We start from the raw sequence: 15560 nt of genomic DNA on the forward strand, positions 1-15560 counted from the left end.
CGCGGCGACAGCTAGGCTCGTCCGCGTGGGCGCCCCGACCGGGGCGGTGACCCCGGAGGGGATCGGGTTGGTGGACGAGGACGTCTCGGGCGGGGCAGCCGCCGCCGGCCGGTGAGCCCGTTCCACGCCCTCACCGGACTGGTCGGCCATTACGGCTATCCGGGACTCGCCCTCCTCGTCGGCGCGGAGGGCTTCGGCGTACCCACGCCAGGTCAGACCGCGATCGTCCTCGGCGCCGGATACGCGACGCACGGCCGGCTGACCGTCGTCGGGGTGGCGGTCACCGCGTTCCTGGCCGCGGTGGCCGGCGACAGCGTGGGCTACCTGATCGGTCGCTACGGCGGGCGTCGGTTGATCCTGCGCCACGGCCGCCGCGTGCGGCTCACCCCCGAGCGGTACGCGCGGATGGAGGCGGTGATGAACCGCCACGGCCCGAAACTCGTCGCGGCGGCTCGCTTCGTCGACGGCCTGCGGCAGTTCAACGGCCTCGTCGCCGGCGCCACCGGCATGCCCTGGCCCCGCTTCGTGCTCTGGAACGCGATCGGCGCCGCCGCCTGGGTCGGGCTGTGGACGACCGTCGGGTACACGGCCGGCGACCACCTGCGCGCCCTCGTCGTGGAGCTGCACCGGTTCCAGTGGTATCTGCTCGCCACCGCGGTCGTCCTCACGCTCGCGTACGTCGGGTGGTGGCTGACCCGCCGGTCGGCGCGCGACCGGCGATCGTCCTGAGGTCGAGCCCGCCGGCCCGCGGCTCCCCGACCTGCGAGGAGTGCGGCGCCCGCGGAGGGATCTGCCGGTCGCGGTCTCCGGCGGTTGCGAAACCGCCTAGCGGCGCGGCAGGTCCCGAGAAGGGTCCCGGTCGTCGGCCACGCCCGACGCCAGGCGGGAACGGTAGGCGCTGACCGCGGCGCGGTTGCCGCATCGGCCCTCGCAGTATCTCCTGGACCGGTTCTTGGACAGGTCCACCATGACGTTGTGGCACGTGGGACGGGCACACGAACGGAGCCGCCGGAACTCGCCCCGGCGGAGCAGGTCGGCGACGGCGATCGAGGTGCTGATCGCGAAGCGGGTCGCGAGCGGCGCGTCCACCGGGACGACCTCCAGGCGGTAGCCCCACGGGCCCCGGTTCACCAGCCGGGGCCGGGCGTCGAATTCGTCGAGCAGGTCGTTGACCGCGCACGCCGCGCCGTCCTCGGTCGTCTGCCAGAGTGCCCGCACCCGTGGGCGGAGGCCACGCAGTGTCCGCAGGTCGTCCGCGCCGCAGACCGGCCCCTCCCCGGTGTCCAGGAGAGGGGCCATCCGGTCGAGCGCGGCGTCGTCGGGTCGGGCGTCGTCCGCCGTGGTCGTGTTCGCCAGCGCCGCGGCGGCGACCAGAGCCACGGCCGTCTCGTCCGGGAGGACGGATCCGGTTCGCTCCGGGCGCCGGCGTGACCCGACCGGTGAGGCCGACCCGACACCCGGGGACGCCACGGCGCCGGCGAGCCCGGGGGTCACCGCGCGGTGGAGACCGGGGCCACCGGCCAGTCGATGTCCGAGGCCGACGCGCTGCTGGTGGTGCCCAGCACGGAGACGAGGACGGCAACGGCGATAACCAGGCACCTGCGCATTGTCAACTCCAGATCAGAGGGATGGGGATGTGGACAGAACCGGCGGTTGTGTCGCTCGGGTTGTCCGCCCCGCTACGCGATAACCTATCGACACCGGCCGGCTCTTGGCAAGGTGTTGCCTGGCTTTGGCACGAATCAATTCACCGTTGGCAACTCGCGCACGGACGCGAGAAATCCTCGCTCGGACGTGACGTTGACCCGTCGCCCCCGGGAGCCCGCTCGGGCCACCGCCACGCACCTCCGCCGGCACCGCACCAGGGGCCGACGACTCGGGACGACCCGCTCCGCCGTGCCGATTAAGCAGGGCAATTAGCCAGGTACCCGCAGAATTCGGCTTCTCCTCCGCCGCAGATCCCAGGACGAATGTGAAGCACCACGCAGATCCGACAAGGACGACAGAACCCGGGAGTCCCGCCTTGATCCGGGTCGTCGACCCGTTGCCAGGCGGTGGCAGCCGCAGGGCGGCGCTCCGCGTATTCGGCACCGGTCATGCGTACCAGGAAGCGCGCTTTTGCCTACTTCATGCCAACAATTTGCCTCGAATTTCTGCGGATCCCCTCCGAGCGCGGAGCCGGGCCCCCGCCTCACGGCGACGACCCGGCTCCGGACGATTGTTGATCCGACTCGGTCAGCCCAGCACGCGCGTCAGCCAGCCGACGCGCGCCTGGTGGGCACTTCGGGACACGGTGGCGGCGGGCACCCACTCGTCGAAGCTGTGGAACGCGCCGGACCAGACGTGCAACTCCGCCTGCCCACCGGACTGCCAGATCCGGCTCGCGTACGCGATGCCCTCGTCCCGCAGCGCCTCGACCGAACCCACCTCGAGGTATGCCGGCGGCAGGCCGGACAGGTCGGCGGCCCGGGCCGGGGCGGCGTAGCAGGACACCGAGGCCGTCCCCCGGCGCGCACCGAGCAGCGCGGTCCATCCCGCCCGGTTGGACAGCCCGTCCCACAGGCCGACCCGGCCCAGCTGCCGGCAGGAGTCCGAGAGGCACCGGTCGTCCAGCATCGGGAACTGCAACAGCTGCCCCCGCGGTCGCGGGCCACCGCGGTCCCGGGAGAGCAGCGCCAGCCCGGCCGCCAGCGCGCCACCGGCGCTGTTGCCGCTCAGCACGATGCGGTCCGGGTCGAGACCGAGCGGGCCGGCGTGGTCGGCGAGCCACCGCAGCCCCGCGTAACAGTCCTCCACCGGGGCCGGATCCGGGTGCTCGGGAGCCAGCCGGTAGTCGACCGAGACCACGGCCAGGCCCAGCGCCTGCGCCCGGTCGAGCTCCCCGGCCAGCTCCGTGCTGCGGTGGCTGCCGGCCACCATCCCGCCGCCGTGCGTGTGGTAGACCACGGGAACCGGCGCCGGGACGTTCGCCGGACGACAGATCAGCAGGGGGACGTCGGGAGCGCCGGCCGGGCCGGGAACGGTCCGCTCCTCGATCTCGAACGCCCCGTCGCGGCGGATCTGCGCGTCGGTCAGCCGGCCGGCGCGGGACCGGCGCCGCCGGTCGGCGACGAGGTCCGCGGTCAGCGGCATCGGCAGCTCCGACAGGATCTCCGCCAGCGGACCGGCCAGTTCGGGGTCGAACGGCGGTGGGGCGGCGGCCACCGGGCGGGTCACGGTCCCGGTCATCAGGCCTCCTCCAGCACGGCCAGGGCGTCCACCTCGAGCAACAGGTCGGGGCGGTAGAGCGCGACCACCTGGACCACGGTGCTGGCCGGCGGCCGGGCGGTGTCGATGAACTCGTCCCGGACCGCCAGCACGGTCGGCAGGAACGCGACGTCGGTGACGAACCAGGTGAGCTTGACGACGTCGTCGAAGCCGCCGCCGGCCGCGGCCAGGCACCGGCCCATGTTGGTGAAGACCTGCCGCGCCTGCGCCTCGGGGTCGCCGGCCCCGACCAGCTCCCCCTCGGCGTCGAACGCCATCTGCCCGGCGATCGCGGCGAGCCGGCCCCGCCCGACGACGACGTGGGTGTAGCCGGAACTCGGCTGCACGCCGGCCGGCTCGCTCAGGTGTGTGATCCGTGGTGCTGGCACAGGTGTCCTCCCGAGGATGCGGTGATGGGTGGGTGTGACGGCGGCCGGTCAGCGCGCGCGCAGCCGGACCGGCAGGCTCTGCGGGCCGTTCACCGCGATCGAGGCGACCCGGCGGCCCGGACCGTCCAGCTCGATCGCGTACGCCCCGTCCAGCAGTTCGGAGAAGAGCACCCGCATCTGGGCCCGGGCCAGCGTGGCGCCGATGCAGAAGTGCTCACCGACGGCGAGGGCGATGTGCCGGTTCGGGGTCCGCGAGATGTCGAACCGGTACGGGTCGGTGAACACGTCCTCGTCCCGGTTGGCCGAGGGGAGCCAGAGCACGACCTTGTCACCGGCGGCGATGGACCGACCGTGCAGCTCGGAGGGGCGGGTGGCGGTCCGCACGCTGTGGGTGGCGCTCGACGTCCACCGCATGATCTCCTCGATCGCGCCGGGCAGCAGGCTCCGGTCCCGCGCCAGGCGACGCCACTCCCCCGGGTGTTCGAGGAGCGCCTGCACGCCGCCGATGAGGGCGAGCCGGCCGTTCTCGGTGGCCCCGATGAGGTTCTCGCAGTTGAGCACGACCTCGATCTCGGTGAGCAGCTCACCGCCCACGGTGCCGTGCAGCAGGGCGCTGACCAGGTCCCCGGTCGGTTCCTCCATCCGCCGGTACAGCAGGTCCAGGAAGTACTCGACGATGTCGGGGTGGGAGACGAGCGAGCTGTGGGCCGCGAACGCCTCGTCGGTCCACCGGTACAGCCGGTCGTGGTCGGCCTCGGGCACCCCGAGGATGTGCGCGATCACCGCCAGGGACAGCCGGCCCGCGATGTCGGTGGCGAAGTCGCAGGTCTCGCGTGCCGCCGCGTCGTCGAGGACCCGGCGGACAGCGGCCTCCACGTAGCCCTCCAGCGCGCGTACCGCGCGGGTGTTGAACCAGCCGGCCATCAGCGACCGCAACTGCTTGTGGCGGGGAGCGTCGGTGAGCGCGAGCGTCAGACCGCCGCCGGGGTCGGGGCCGACCACGGCCGGCCGCAGGAGCACCCCCTGCGCCGAGCTGAACGTGGTGCTGTCCTGGTAGACCGCGCGGATGTCGGCGTACCTGGTCAGGGACCAGAACGCCGGCAGCTCGCCCGCGTGCTGCCGGTGCACCGGGGCGTGGGCGCGCATCCACGCCCACAGCGGGTGCGGGTCGCCCTCGGCGTACAGCTCCGGGTCGGTGAGCCGGGACAGCGACGGCGCGTGCGGCCCGGCCGGATCGAAGGTGGTGGCCGGTACGGCGCTGATGGTCATGCCCGGGCTCCCGTCGCCTGGCTGTACACGTGCTCGGTGAAGTACTTGGCGAGGTCGTGCGCGGTCTTCGCGGTGACCGCGGTGGGGTGGTAGGCGATCTCCAGCCGCAGTCCGTCGCCGTCGGGCCACAGCTCGGCGTGCAGGTCCAGGGGCAGATCGAGATACGGCTGCCGGGCGAAGGTGACGCGGGCGCCGGGCAGCCGTAGCTCGGGCACGGCGTTGTCCTGGCAGGCGAACAGGGTCTGGTAGGCCGGTGGCCGTCCGGCCGGGCCGAGCAGGTGGGTTCCGGACAGGCTCTGGGCCGCGAGCCCCTGCCGGACGGCGGCGGCCACCGACCGCACGGCCGCGCCGTCGCCCGCGCACGCGGCGTCACGCAGCCGCAGGCAGAGCATGCTGATGTGGCAACCGATCGCGCGTCGCAGCGCGGGGTCGTCGCGGCGGGCCACCGGCACCCCGAAGGCGAGGTCCCGCTGACCGGTGACGTCGGCGACGCTCGCCGCCCACAGGGAGAGCAGCACGACGAAGCGGGTGACGCCGGCCGTGGTGGCGGTGGCGTCGACGGCCGCGAGCGCGTCCGCGTCCAGCCTGGCCTCCACCCGCTCGGGCGGCCGGCGGCCCCCGGCCGGCACGATCGCGCCGGTCGGCGCCGCCCCGGCGTCGGGGCCGACGCCCGGGTCGTCGCCGTCGAGGGACGGCCACCGCAGCGGCGGCACGCCGGCCAGGTCGACCCGGGTCTCGGCGAGGCGGCGTTCGGGCTCGGCCAGGCGGTCGCGGGCACGCGCGGCGCGGGCCAGGTCGGCCAGGGCCGGGCCGGCGCCGAGCGCGGCCGCGACCCGGTCGGGGCCGGCGCCGGCCAGGGCGGCCCGGTACGCCGTGCCGAGGTCCTCGGCGAGCACGGCCTCGGACCAGCCGTCGAAGGCGACGTGGTGCACCGCGCATCCGAACACGGCCGTGGCCGGCGCGGGCGCCGGCCGGTCGACGGGAACCAGGACGGTGTGCCAGATCCGGGCGTCCTGCGGCGCCAACGGCGCGGCGAGCGCCGCGCGGGCGGCGGCCCGGGCCGCGTCGACGCGGTCGTGCGACGGCAGCACGGTCAACGCGGGCGCGGGCACGTCGTCGGGGTACGCCGCCGGCTCCGGGTCGAGCAGGTACGCCGCGCGCAGCGACTCGTGCCGCAGGTGCACCGCCTCGATCGCCCGGGCCAGGGCCGCACGGTCGAGGTCGCCCTCGACGACCCAGCTGAGCAGGCAGTGCCCGGTGCGGTCGGCGGGGTTCAGCAGCTCCCGGGTGAGCTGCATGACCTGGACGGTGGTCAGCGGGGCGGCGTCGTCGTCGGAGGCCGGCGCGGCGGGCTCCGGTGCCGGGTCCGGGACGGCGATCGCGTCGGACAGCCGGCGCGCGAGACCCGCGACGGTCGGGTACTCGTAGAGCCAGGACACCGGTACGGGGGTGCCGGTGCGGGCGGTGAGACGGGCACACACCCGGCCGGCGTCGAGCGAGGTCAGGCCCAGTTCGGGGAAGGGGGTGCCAAGCCGGACCGTGCCGGCGCCGAGGACGGCGGCGACGCACTCCGCGACGTCGCGCAGCACCGGGTCGTCGAGGGTGGCCGGGTCGGCGCCGACGACCGGATCCGGGTGGGCGACCGGCGGCGCCAGCGCCAGCAGCGCCCGCTCGTCGAGCTTGCCCTGGGCGGTGAGCGGGAACGCGGCGACACCGACCACCGCGGCCGGGCGGTGGTGGGCGACGAGCGCGTCGCGGAGCCGGGGCAGGGCGTCGGTCAGCGGAGCGTCGGCGCGGTCGGGGACGCAGAACGCGATCAGCTCCCGGTCGCCGCGCCCGTCGGTGCGGGCGACCACCCGGCACTGCCGCACCTGCGGAAGCAACTCCTCGATCTGGCGCTCGACCTCGGCCGGCTCCACCCGGTTGCCACGGATCTTCAGCTGCCGGTCGGTCCGGCCGGTCAGGTGCAGCAGGCCGTCGTCGGCCCAGTTGCCGAGGTCCCCGGTGCGGTAGACCCGGACGTCACGACCGTCGAGGCGGACCCGGGTGAACTTGGCGGCGGTGAGGGCGGGGTCACCGAGGTACCCGATCGCCAGCCCGTCGCCGGCCAGGCAGATCTCCCCGGTCTCGCCGACCGCGCACGGGCGCTGCCCGTCCAGCACGTACACCTGCGTGCCGGGCACCGGCCGCCCGAGCGGGATGCCGCCGGGTCGGTCGCAGTCGTCCGGGCGGATCCGGTGGGTGGTGGCGAAGATGGTGCACTCGACCGGGCCGTAGCCGTTGAGCAGGACGACGTCGGGGTGGCGCGCCAGGAAGCGGCGGACGTGCGGCACGGACAGCCGCTCCCCGCCGATCATCACCTGGCGCAGCCCCCGGAACGCGTCCGGGTCCTCGTCCACCAGCAGGTTGAACAGGCTCGCGGTGCACCACACGGTGTTCGCGCCGTGCCGGGCCGATCCCTGGCGCAGGGCCGAGGCGGAGAGGTAGGGATCGGCGACGATCAGGGAGGTGCCGCCGTTGAGCAGGGCGGACCACAGTTCGAGGGAGAAGGCGTCCCAGGCGGTGGCGGCGGCGAGGGGGGTCACCGTCGTGTGGTCGAAGCGGGCGAAGCCGCCGGGTTGCAGCAGGCGGGCGGTGGCGCCGTGCGGGCTGACCACCCCCTTGGGCCGGCCCGTGGTGCCCGAGGTGAAGAAGACGCAGCAGGCCGCGGTGGGGTCGACGGCCACCGGTCGGAAGCCGGGGGGCGCGGCGACCGGCGCGGCCGCGACCGGCCACGCCGGCGCCGGGAGGTCTCCGGCCGGCTCGTCGCCGGTGACCACGAGCGGCGGTCGCAGGTCCGCGAGCACGGCGTCGCGCCGGGGCGCGGGCCACTCCGGCGGCAGCAGGCAGTAGGCGGCGCCGGCCTTCAGCACCGCCAGCAGCGCGACGACCAGGTCGAGGCTGCGGGGCAGCAGGATCGGCACCCGGTCGCCGGGGCGTACCCCGGCGGCGACCAGCCCGGCGGCCCAGGCGTCCGCGGTGGCGTCGAGCCGTGCGTACGTGAGGGCGCGGGCGCCCTCGACGACGGCGACGCCGGCGGGCCGCGACCGTGCCTGCCGGGCCACGGTCTGGTGCAGCCCTTCGGCCGGCGCGGTGTTGGGCGCGCCGACCGTCCATCGTGGGTCTGGTTGCACGCTGCCTCTCCCCTCGTCGGTGCCCTCTCGTGGTGACCGGACGATGCGCGTCACCATGTTCGACAAGAACGTTGCCATGACCTTGCCTCGTCTGGCAACCTACTGGCAAGTCCGGGCATCGAGGCCGCATCTTCCACGCCGGACGGTGCGCCTGGTGACTGATCAAAGGTGGGTGCATGGCGCGCGACCGTTCCCTCGACATCGCCGTATCCGGCATGGCCGGGAGGTTCCCCGGCTCACCCGAGCTGACCCGGTGGTGGTCCGCTCTCACCGACGGACAGGTTCTGACCCGCCGCTACCAGCGGCACGAGCTGGCTGCCGAGGGCGTGCCCCGGCACCTGCTCGACGACCCGGACTACGTGCCGGTGCACGGACACCTCGCCGACGCCGACCGGTTCGACAACGCGCTGTTCCGGATGAGTCCCCGCGAGGCCGAGATGCTCGACCCGCAGCACCGGCTGATGCTGGAGTGCGCCTGGTCGGCCCTGGAGGACGCCGGAGTCAACCCGCTCGACACCGGGCTGACCACCGGCGTGTACGCCAGCGCCAGCAGCAGCGACTACCTCCGGCGGATGGTGGCCGGCGGTCGGCTCACGCCGCTGACGCTGGAGGACGCGCTGCACGGCACCCAGCCCGACTTCCTGGCCAGCCTCCTGTCGTACCGGTTGAACCTGAACGGCCCGGCGCTGGCGGTGCAGACCGCCTGCTCGTCGTCGCTGGTGGCAGTGCACCTCGCCGTGCAGGCGCTGCTCAACGGCGACTGCGACCAGGCGCTCGTGGTCGCGGCCGGGATGGCCTTCCCGCAGGCCGGTCACCTGCACGTGCCCGGTGGCATCCACTCCCCCACCGGGCACTGCCGCCCGTTCGACGCCCGCGCCGACGGCATCGTCGCCGGGTCCGGCGTCGCCTGCGTGGTGCTGCGGCGCCTCGCCGACGCGCTCGACGACGGCCCGGCGCCGCACGGCGTCATCCTGGGCACCGCCGTCAACAACGACGGGTCGGCGAAGGTCGGCTACTACGCCCCCTCGGTCGAGGGCCAGCAGGCGGTGATCCGCGCCGCCCTGCGGACCGCCGACGTCGGCGGCGAGACCATCGGATACCTGGAGAGCCACGGCACCGGCACCCGCATCGGCGACCCGATCGAGTGGGCCGCGGCGTCCGCGGCGCTGCGTGCCAGCGGCGCGCGCCCGGCGCAGGTGGCGGTGGGCGCGCTGAAGGCGAACACCGGGCACCTCGACAACGCCGCGGGCGTGGCCGGGCTGATCAAGGCGATCCTCGTGGTCCGGGACGGGGTGATCCCGCCGGTCGCCGGCCACGGCGCGCTCAACCCGCTGCTGGACCACGAGGAGTCGCCGCTGTACGTGCCGGACCAGGCCCGTCCGTGGCCCGGCGACGGGCCCCGGCGTGCCGGGGTCAGCTCGTTCGGCGTGGGCGGCACCAACGCCCACGTGGTGGTGGAACAACCGCCGGTCGCGAGCCCGCAGTCCCAGGCCGACCCGGGCCACCGCCTGGTGGTGCTGTCCGCCGCCGACGGGGCCGCGCTCGACCGGGCCGCCACCCGCCTCGCCGCCCACCTGGGCGCCCACCGCACCGAGCCCGGGGACGTGGCGCGCACCCTGGCCACCGGCCGGGCCCACCTGACCGAGCGCCTCGCCGTCGTCGCCGCCGACACCGACCAGCTCGCCCGGCGGCTGACGTCCGGCGACGCCCTGCGCGCGGGCGTGCCCGCGTCCGGCCCGGCCCCGATCGTGCTCGCCTTCCCCGGCCAGGGCGCCCAGCACCCCGGGATGGCCCGGCCACTGGCCACCGGCCTGCCCGGCTTCGCCCCGGCGCTGGCGACCGTGCTCGACGCGTACGACCCGGCCACCGCCGAGCTGGTCGGCCGCGCCCTGCACGACCCCCGGTTCCCCGCCGACGAACTGGCCGAGACCGCCCTGGCCCAGCCCGCCCTGTTCGCGGTGGAGCACGCCGCCGCCGCGGCCCTGCGCGCGCTCGGCCTGCGCCCGGCGGCCGTGATCGGACACAGCCTCGGCGAGATCACCGCCGCGTGCGTGGCCGGTGTGCTCGACCTGGCCGACGCGGCCCGGCTGGTGACCGTCCGGGGGCAGGCCATGCAGCAGTGCCCGCCCGGCGCCATGCTGGCGCTGACGTGCGGCCGCGCCGAGGCCGACGACCTGATTCGCGCCTCCGGCCTGGCGCTGGAGGTCGCCGCCGTCAACTCCCCCGACCACACCGTCGTGGCCGGGCCGCCGCACGTCGTGGACGCCTTCGAGGCCGGGCTTCCTCCCGGCCGGGTCCGCGCCCGGCGGCTGCGGAGCCGCCGCGCGTTCCACACCGCGCTCGTCGACGCCGCGGACGCGCCGCTGCGGGAGGCACTGGGCGCGACGCGGCTCCGACCCCCGACGCTGCCGTGGGCCGCGAACAACGGCGACGTGCTCGTCCCGGGCACACCGGTCGAGGCGACCCGGTTCACCGCGCAGGCACGCCACACCGTTCAATTCGGACCGGCGCTGGAGAAGCTGGCCGGCCGGTTCCCCGGCGCGGCCGTGGTCGAGGTGGGACCGGGTCACGCCCTGTCCACCCTGGCGGAGAGCGGCGGTCTCACCGCCGTGCCGCTGTGCGGCGGTCGGACCGACGACGACGAGGCGGTGCTGGGCGCCCTGGGCCGGTTGTGGACCATGGGCCAACCGGTGGCGATCGAGGCGACGTGCCCCACCGGGCGTCGCGTCCACCTGCCCGGCTACGCCTTCCACGGGCCGCGCCACCTCGCCGCCGAGGCCGCTCCGGTGGCCGACGGGCCCACCCCGCCGGCCGGTGTCCCGCCGCTCGTGGCCGCCACGACGACCCCCGTTCCGGACCACCCGGCCGGTCCCACCGGACACGACGTGCCGGCGTTGGTCGGCCGGCTCTGGCGCGATCTGCTCGGCCGGGACCAGCTGTCCGACGACGCCGACTTCTTCGACCTGGGCGGCGACTCGCTGAGCGTCACCCACCTGGCGCGCCGGCTCCGCACGGACCTCGGCGTCCGGGTACCGATCCGCGACCTCATGACCCGCCCGACGCTCGGCGACCACACGTCGCTGTGCCGGGCCCTGCTCGACGACGACACCCGCGCCCGGGTCACGGTCGGCTGACCGCCGGCCGCCGCCACACCCCTGTCACCAGCGAAAGAAGGAGCTAGTCCATGACGACGCTGTCGATGGCCCCCCGGTCGGGCACCCCGGCCGACCTGCCGGGTCCGGCGCACCTCGGCCACCCCCTGCCGGACCGTCCGCTGACGCCGGTGCCGGACCTGGTGACCGCGGTCGCCGCACGCGCACCGTCCCGCCCGGCGGTACGCTGCGGCGCCGACGAGATGACCTACGCCGAACTCGTCGCCGCAAGCTCGCGGATCGCCGCCACGCTGACGCGCGCCGGGGTACGCCGCGGGGACCGGGTGGCGGTCCTCGCCGACGCCTCCACGGCCACGGTCGCCGCTGTCCTCGCCGTGCTGCGCTGCGGTGCCGCCTACGTGCCGCTCGACCCGGGGCAGCCCGACCAGCGGCTGGCCGAGATCCTCGCCGACGCCCAGGTCACCGCGGCCCTGGTCGACGAGGACACCCGGGCGCGCCTGACCGGCACGGGCCTGCCGCTGGTGTCGACCGCGCTGCCCGAGGGCGCCACCGACGGCGCCGAGACGCCGGTCGACGTCCCGGTGCTGCTCACCGACCCGGCGTACCTGATCTACACCTCGGGCAGCACCGGCGAGCCGAAGGGCGTGGTGGTCGAGCACGGGCAGCTGGCCGCGTCCACCCGGGCCCGGCGGCTGGTCTACCCGGGCGAGCCGACGTTCCTCCTGGTGTCGCCGCTCAGCTTCGACTCCTCGGTGGCCGGGCTGTGGGGCACGCTCACCGCGGGCGGTTGCCTGATCGTGGCCACGGGCGCGCAGGTGCGCGACCCGGAGCAGCTGGTGACGCTGATCGACGACCACCGGGCCACCCACCTGTTGTGCATCCCGTCGCTGTACAGCTATCTGCTCGACGCCGCCGCGCGTGCCGGCGCGGACCGCCTCGGCTCGCTGCGGACCGCGATCGTGGCCGGTGAGGCCCTGCCGCAGGAACTGGTCGAGCGGCACTTCGCCGCGACCGCGGGCCGCTGCGAGCTGGTGAACGAGTACGGCCCGACGGAGGCGACCGTGTGGTCCACCTACCACCGGTTCACCGCGCCGGCCCCGGTGACGATCGGCCGACCGATCCCGGGCGCGCGGGCGTACGTGCTGGACGAGCGGCTGCGCCCGGTGCCGGTCGGCGAGCCCGGCGAGCTGTACGTGGCCGGCGCCGGCGTGGCCCGCGGCTACCACGGGCGGCCCGACGCGACCGCCCGGGCGTTCCGCGACGATCCGTTCGTGACCACCCCGGGCGAGCGCATGTACCGCACCGGTGACCTGTGCCGGTGGACCCGTGCGGGCACCCTGGAGTTCCTCGGTCGCCGGGACCACCAGGTCAAGGTGCGCGGTCACCGGATCGAGCTTGCGGCCGTCGAGGCGAAGCTGTGCGCGCTGCCCGGCGTGCGGGAGGCCGTGGCGGTGCCCACCGCCGGTGACACCGAGCTGGTCGGCTTCGTCCTCGCCCCCTGCGGGCCCGCTCCGGACGCGCTGCGACGGCAGTTGGCCGACCGGGTGCCCGCGGTCATGGTGCCGAGCCGCATCGTGGTCCTGGACCGCTTCCCGCGTACCCCCAACGGCAAGACCGATCGGGACGCCCTGCGCGGCCTGGCCGACGCCGGTCCGCCGGCCGACGACGCGGTGGCGTCGGCCGGGCCGGGCACGACGGACCCGGCCGGTCTGGCCGCCCAGGTCAGCGCGGCGTGGACGGAGGTTCTGCAGCGTGACGACGTCCCCGACGACGTGAACTTCTTCGACCTGGGCGGTCATTCGCTGGCGATGTTCCGGCTCCGGGAGACGCTGGAGCGGCGCACCGGGCGTCGGCTGTCGGTGGTCGCCCTGTTCCAGCACACCACCGTGGCGGCGCAGGTGGCGCTGCTGCGCGACGGCGGTGACCCGGACGCCGCCGACGCGGACGACGGGGACGGCCGCGCCGCCCGCGCCCAGCGGGCACGGGCCCTGCGTGCCCGTCGTGCCGGGCTCACCCCCCAGGAGGCGCTGTGACGACGACCCCCGACACCGCCCGCTGGCTGCGGTGCCCGCTGACGCTCGACGATCCCGAGGCGCGCCTGGTGTGTTTCCCGCACGCCGGCGGCTCCGCCGCCATGTTCCATCCCTGGGGCGGGCGTCTGCCCGGCGTCGAGGTGCACGCGGTCTGCTATCCCGGGCGCGCGCACCGGATCGCCGAACCGCCCCCCGCCGATCTGCGCCGCCTCGCGGCGCAGATCACCGACGCCCTGATGCCGCTGGCGGACCGCCCGCTGATCCTGTTCGGCCACAGCATGGGCGCGGCCGTCGCCCTGGAGACCGCGGTCGCGCTGCGGGAGCGCGGGGTCGAGCCGCTGCACCTGTTCGCGTCGGGGTCGCGCGACGCGCCCTACCCGGAGCCGGAGGAGCTGTCGGACCCGGACGAGCTGAACGACGCGGCGGTGGTGGAGCGCCTGCTGACGCTCGGTGGCACCGACCCGGAGCTGGCCGCCGACCCCGAATTCCAGGAACTGGTCCTGCCGTACGTCCGCGCCGACGGCCGGATGTTCCACGCGTACACGCCGGGCCCGGGACCGATGCTGCGGTGCCCGGTGACGACGATCGTGGGCGACGTCGACGACGACGCCGACCGCCGCCCGTGGTCGACGCTGACCAGCGGGCCGGTGCGGGAGCACGGCGTCCGCGGCGACCACTTCTACCTGGTGGACGAGCCGCCGCTGGCGCTGCTCGGCGACTGCCTGCCGGTGCCGGTGCGGAGCGGGCCGTGACGTCCGTGACCGCCGCGCCGACGCCGCTGGCTGTCGGCGGAGGCGGCGGCTCCGGCGCAGCCCTCCCCGGCTCCGGCGAACTGCCGCGACGGTCGGCTCCGGCCCGCGCGGTGGACGTCCTGGAACTGGTCGAACGGCACGACGTGGAGATCGTCCGCTTCCTGTGGGTGGACCACAACGGAATCGTCCGCGGCAAGGGCGTGTCCCGGGAGTCGCTGCCCGGGCGGCTGCGGTCCGGGGTGCCGCTGTCCGTCGGCCGGCAGGCGGCCAGCCTGCTGGACCAGGCCCAACCGGTGCCCGGCTTCGCGGTCATGGACGAGGTGCGCATCGCCGGCGACCCGGGCACCCTGGCGCTGCTGCCGCACGCGCCGGGCTCGGCGGCGCTTCTCGGTGACCTGCTCACCAGGGACGGAACGCCATGGGGCGCGTGTCCGCGGGCGTTCCTCCGCGACGCCGTGGCGGATGCCGCCCGGGAGGGGTACGCCGTCGTGGCCGCGTTCGAACCGGAGTTCACGCTCCTGCGCGACGGGGCGCCGCTGGACGACGGGCTCACCCTGGACAACGAGGCGTTCGACGTCACCAACGACTACGTGATCGCGCTGGTCCGGGCGCTGCGCTCGGCCGGGGTGGCGGTGGAGCAGTACCACCCGGAGACCTCACCGGGCCAGCACGAGGTCACGGTCCGGCCCGCGCCGGCGCTGCGGGCCGCCGACAACCACGTGTGGCAGCGGATGATCACCCGCGGGCTGGCCCGGCGGCGGGGTCTGCACGCCACCTTCGCCCCGGTGCCGCTGGCCGGCCTGCGCGGCAACGGCAACCACCTGCACGTGTCGCTCTGGCGTGACGGCAACGCGTTCGCCGCGCCCGGTGGCGGGCTGTCGGACGTCGCGCACCACTTCATCGCCGGGGTGCTGGCGCACCTACCCGGACTCAGCGCCCTGCTGTGCGCCGGCGTGAACAGCTACACCCGGCTGATGCGGGGCAAGTGGGCCGGCGCCTACGGGTGCTACGGCTTCGACAACCGCGAGGCCGCGGTGCGGGTCCCGTCGGTGCTGGGCGGTGACGAGTCCGGCACCACCAACGTCGAGATCAAGCCGTGCGACGGCACCGCCAACCCGTACCTGGCGCTGGGCGCCGTCATCCACGCCGGCCTGGACGGCGTGCGACGGCGGCTCGATCCGGGCCCACCGCTGACCGTCGACCCGAACACCCTGTCCGACGCGGAGTTGCGCCGCCGGGGGGTCACCACCCTGCCCGGCAGCCTGGCCGAGGCGGTCGACGCGCTGGAACGTGACGACCTGCTGATGTCCGTGCTGGGCTCGCCCCGCCGGGAGCTCTACACCGCGATCAAGCGGGCCGACGTCCGGGACCTGGCCGCGCTGCCCGAGTCGGAGGCCTACGCCGTCTACCACACCCGCTTCTGATCCCGGGAGGGTTGCCGACGCGGCAAGGGCGTCGGCAACCCTCTTCCACGGTCCCACCGTCCGGCGGGACCGTGGGAGCCGGCAACCCGCTGGCAACGACTGTGCCGACACCCTTATCCGGTGCCCGGTCAGGGTGGCTATACTCCTTTACAGCCATAAAC

At 75.3% G+C, this 15560-nt stretch carries 11 protein-coding genes; 5 read left to right on the forward strand and 6 right to left on the reverse strand.

Annotated elements, in window-relative coordinates:
* Positions 1–111: 111 nt before the first annotated feature.
* Entirely contained in the window at positions 112–729 is a 618-nt protein-coding gene (locus COO58_RS13525; protein ID WP_176558806.1) for a DedA family protein, read from the forward strand.
* Between the two features lie 96 nt (positions 730–825).
* Here COO58_RS13525 and COO58_RS13530 read toward each other — a convergent pair whose 3' ends face one another.
* The 6 genes from COO58_RS13530 to COO58_RS13550 form a co-directional block, all read right to left on the reverse strand.
* Positions 826–1380, reverse strand: coding sequence for a CGNR zinc finger domain-containing protein (locus tag COO58_RS13530; RefSeq protein ID WP_245666472.1), 555 nt, complete (start codon positions 1378–1380; stop codon positions 826–828).
* 110 nt (positions 1381–1490) lie between these two features.
* The gene (locus COO58_RS30770; protein WP_255292609.1) at positions 1491–1613 is read right to left on the reverse strand and encodes a hypothetical protein; all 123 of its coding nucleotides are present in this window, start codon (positions 1611–1613) and stop codon (positions 1491–1493) included.
* 622 nt (positions 1614–2235) lie between these two features.
* Positions 2236–3228 carry an alpha/beta hydrolase gene (locus COO58_RS13535; RefSeq protein WP_091576546.1) on the reverse strand — a complete coding sequence of 331 codons (993 nt, stop codon included), beginning with the start codon at positions 3226–3228 and terminating at the stop codon, positions 2236–2238.
* Positions 3228–3635, reverse strand: a complete 408-nt coding sequence (locus tag COO58_RS13540; protein WP_091576548.1) for a RidA family protein — start codon at positions 3633–3635, stop codon at positions 3228–3230. The genes COO58_RS13535 and COO58_RS13540 overlap by 1 nt, the downstream gene beginning before the upstream one ends.
* A 48-nt stretch (positions 3636–3683) precedes the next feature.
* A complete protein-coding gene (locus COO58_RS13545) occupies positions 3684–4904 on the reverse strand; it encodes a cytochrome P450 (protein WP_098745194.1) in 1221 nt (406 codons plus the stop codon).
* Positions 4901–8077 carry a non-ribosomal peptide synthetase gene (locus COO58_RS13550; protein WP_218012352.1) on the reverse strand — a complete coding sequence of 1059 codons (3177 nt, stop codon included), beginning with the start codon at positions 8075–8077 and terminating at the stop codon, positions 4901–4903. The genes COO58_RS13545 and COO58_RS13550 overlap by 4 nt, the downstream gene beginning before the upstream one ends.
* A 176-nt stretch (positions 8078–8253) precedes the next feature.
* On the opposite strand from COO58_RS13550, the gene COO58_RS13555 reads away from it, so the two are divergent.
* From COO58_RS13555 to COO58_RS13570, 4 genes are read left to right on the forward strand one after another with little or no spacing between them, the layout of a single operon-like run.
* Positions 8254–11211, forward strand: coding sequence for a type I polyketide synthase (locus COO58_RS13555; protein WP_098745196.1), 2958 nt, complete (start codon positions 8254–8256; stop codon positions 11209–11211).
* Between the two features lie 50 nt (positions 11212–11261).
* The gene (locus COO58_RS13560; protein ID WP_098745197.1) at positions 11262–13223 is read left to right on the forward strand and encodes a non-ribosomal peptide synthetase; all 1962 of its coding nucleotides are present in this window, start codon (positions 11262–11264) and stop codon (positions 13221–13223) included.
* Positions 13220–13975 carry a thioesterase II family protein gene (locus COO58_RS13565; RefSeq protein WP_255292610.1) on the forward strand — a complete coding sequence of 252 codons (756 nt, stop codon included), beginning with the start codon at positions 13220–13222 and terminating at the stop codon, positions 13973–13975. The genes COO58_RS13560 and COO58_RS13565 overlap by 4 nt, the downstream gene beginning before the upstream one ends.
* Positions 13972–15399, forward strand: coding sequence for a glutamine synthetase family protein (locus COO58_RS13570; protein WP_176558807.1), 1428 nt, complete (start codon positions 13972–13974; stop codon positions 15397–15399). Before COO58_RS13565 ends, COO58_RS13570 begins: the two co-directional genes overlap by 4 nt.
* The last annotated feature ends 161 nt before the right edge of the window (positions 15400–15560 follow it).

The sequence above is a fragment of the Micromonospora sp. WMMA1996 genome (assembly GCF_002573675.1).
GTDB classification, from domain to species: Bacteria; Actinomycetota; Actinomycetes; order Mycobacteriales; family Micromonosporaceae; genus Micromonospora; species Micromonospora sediminicola.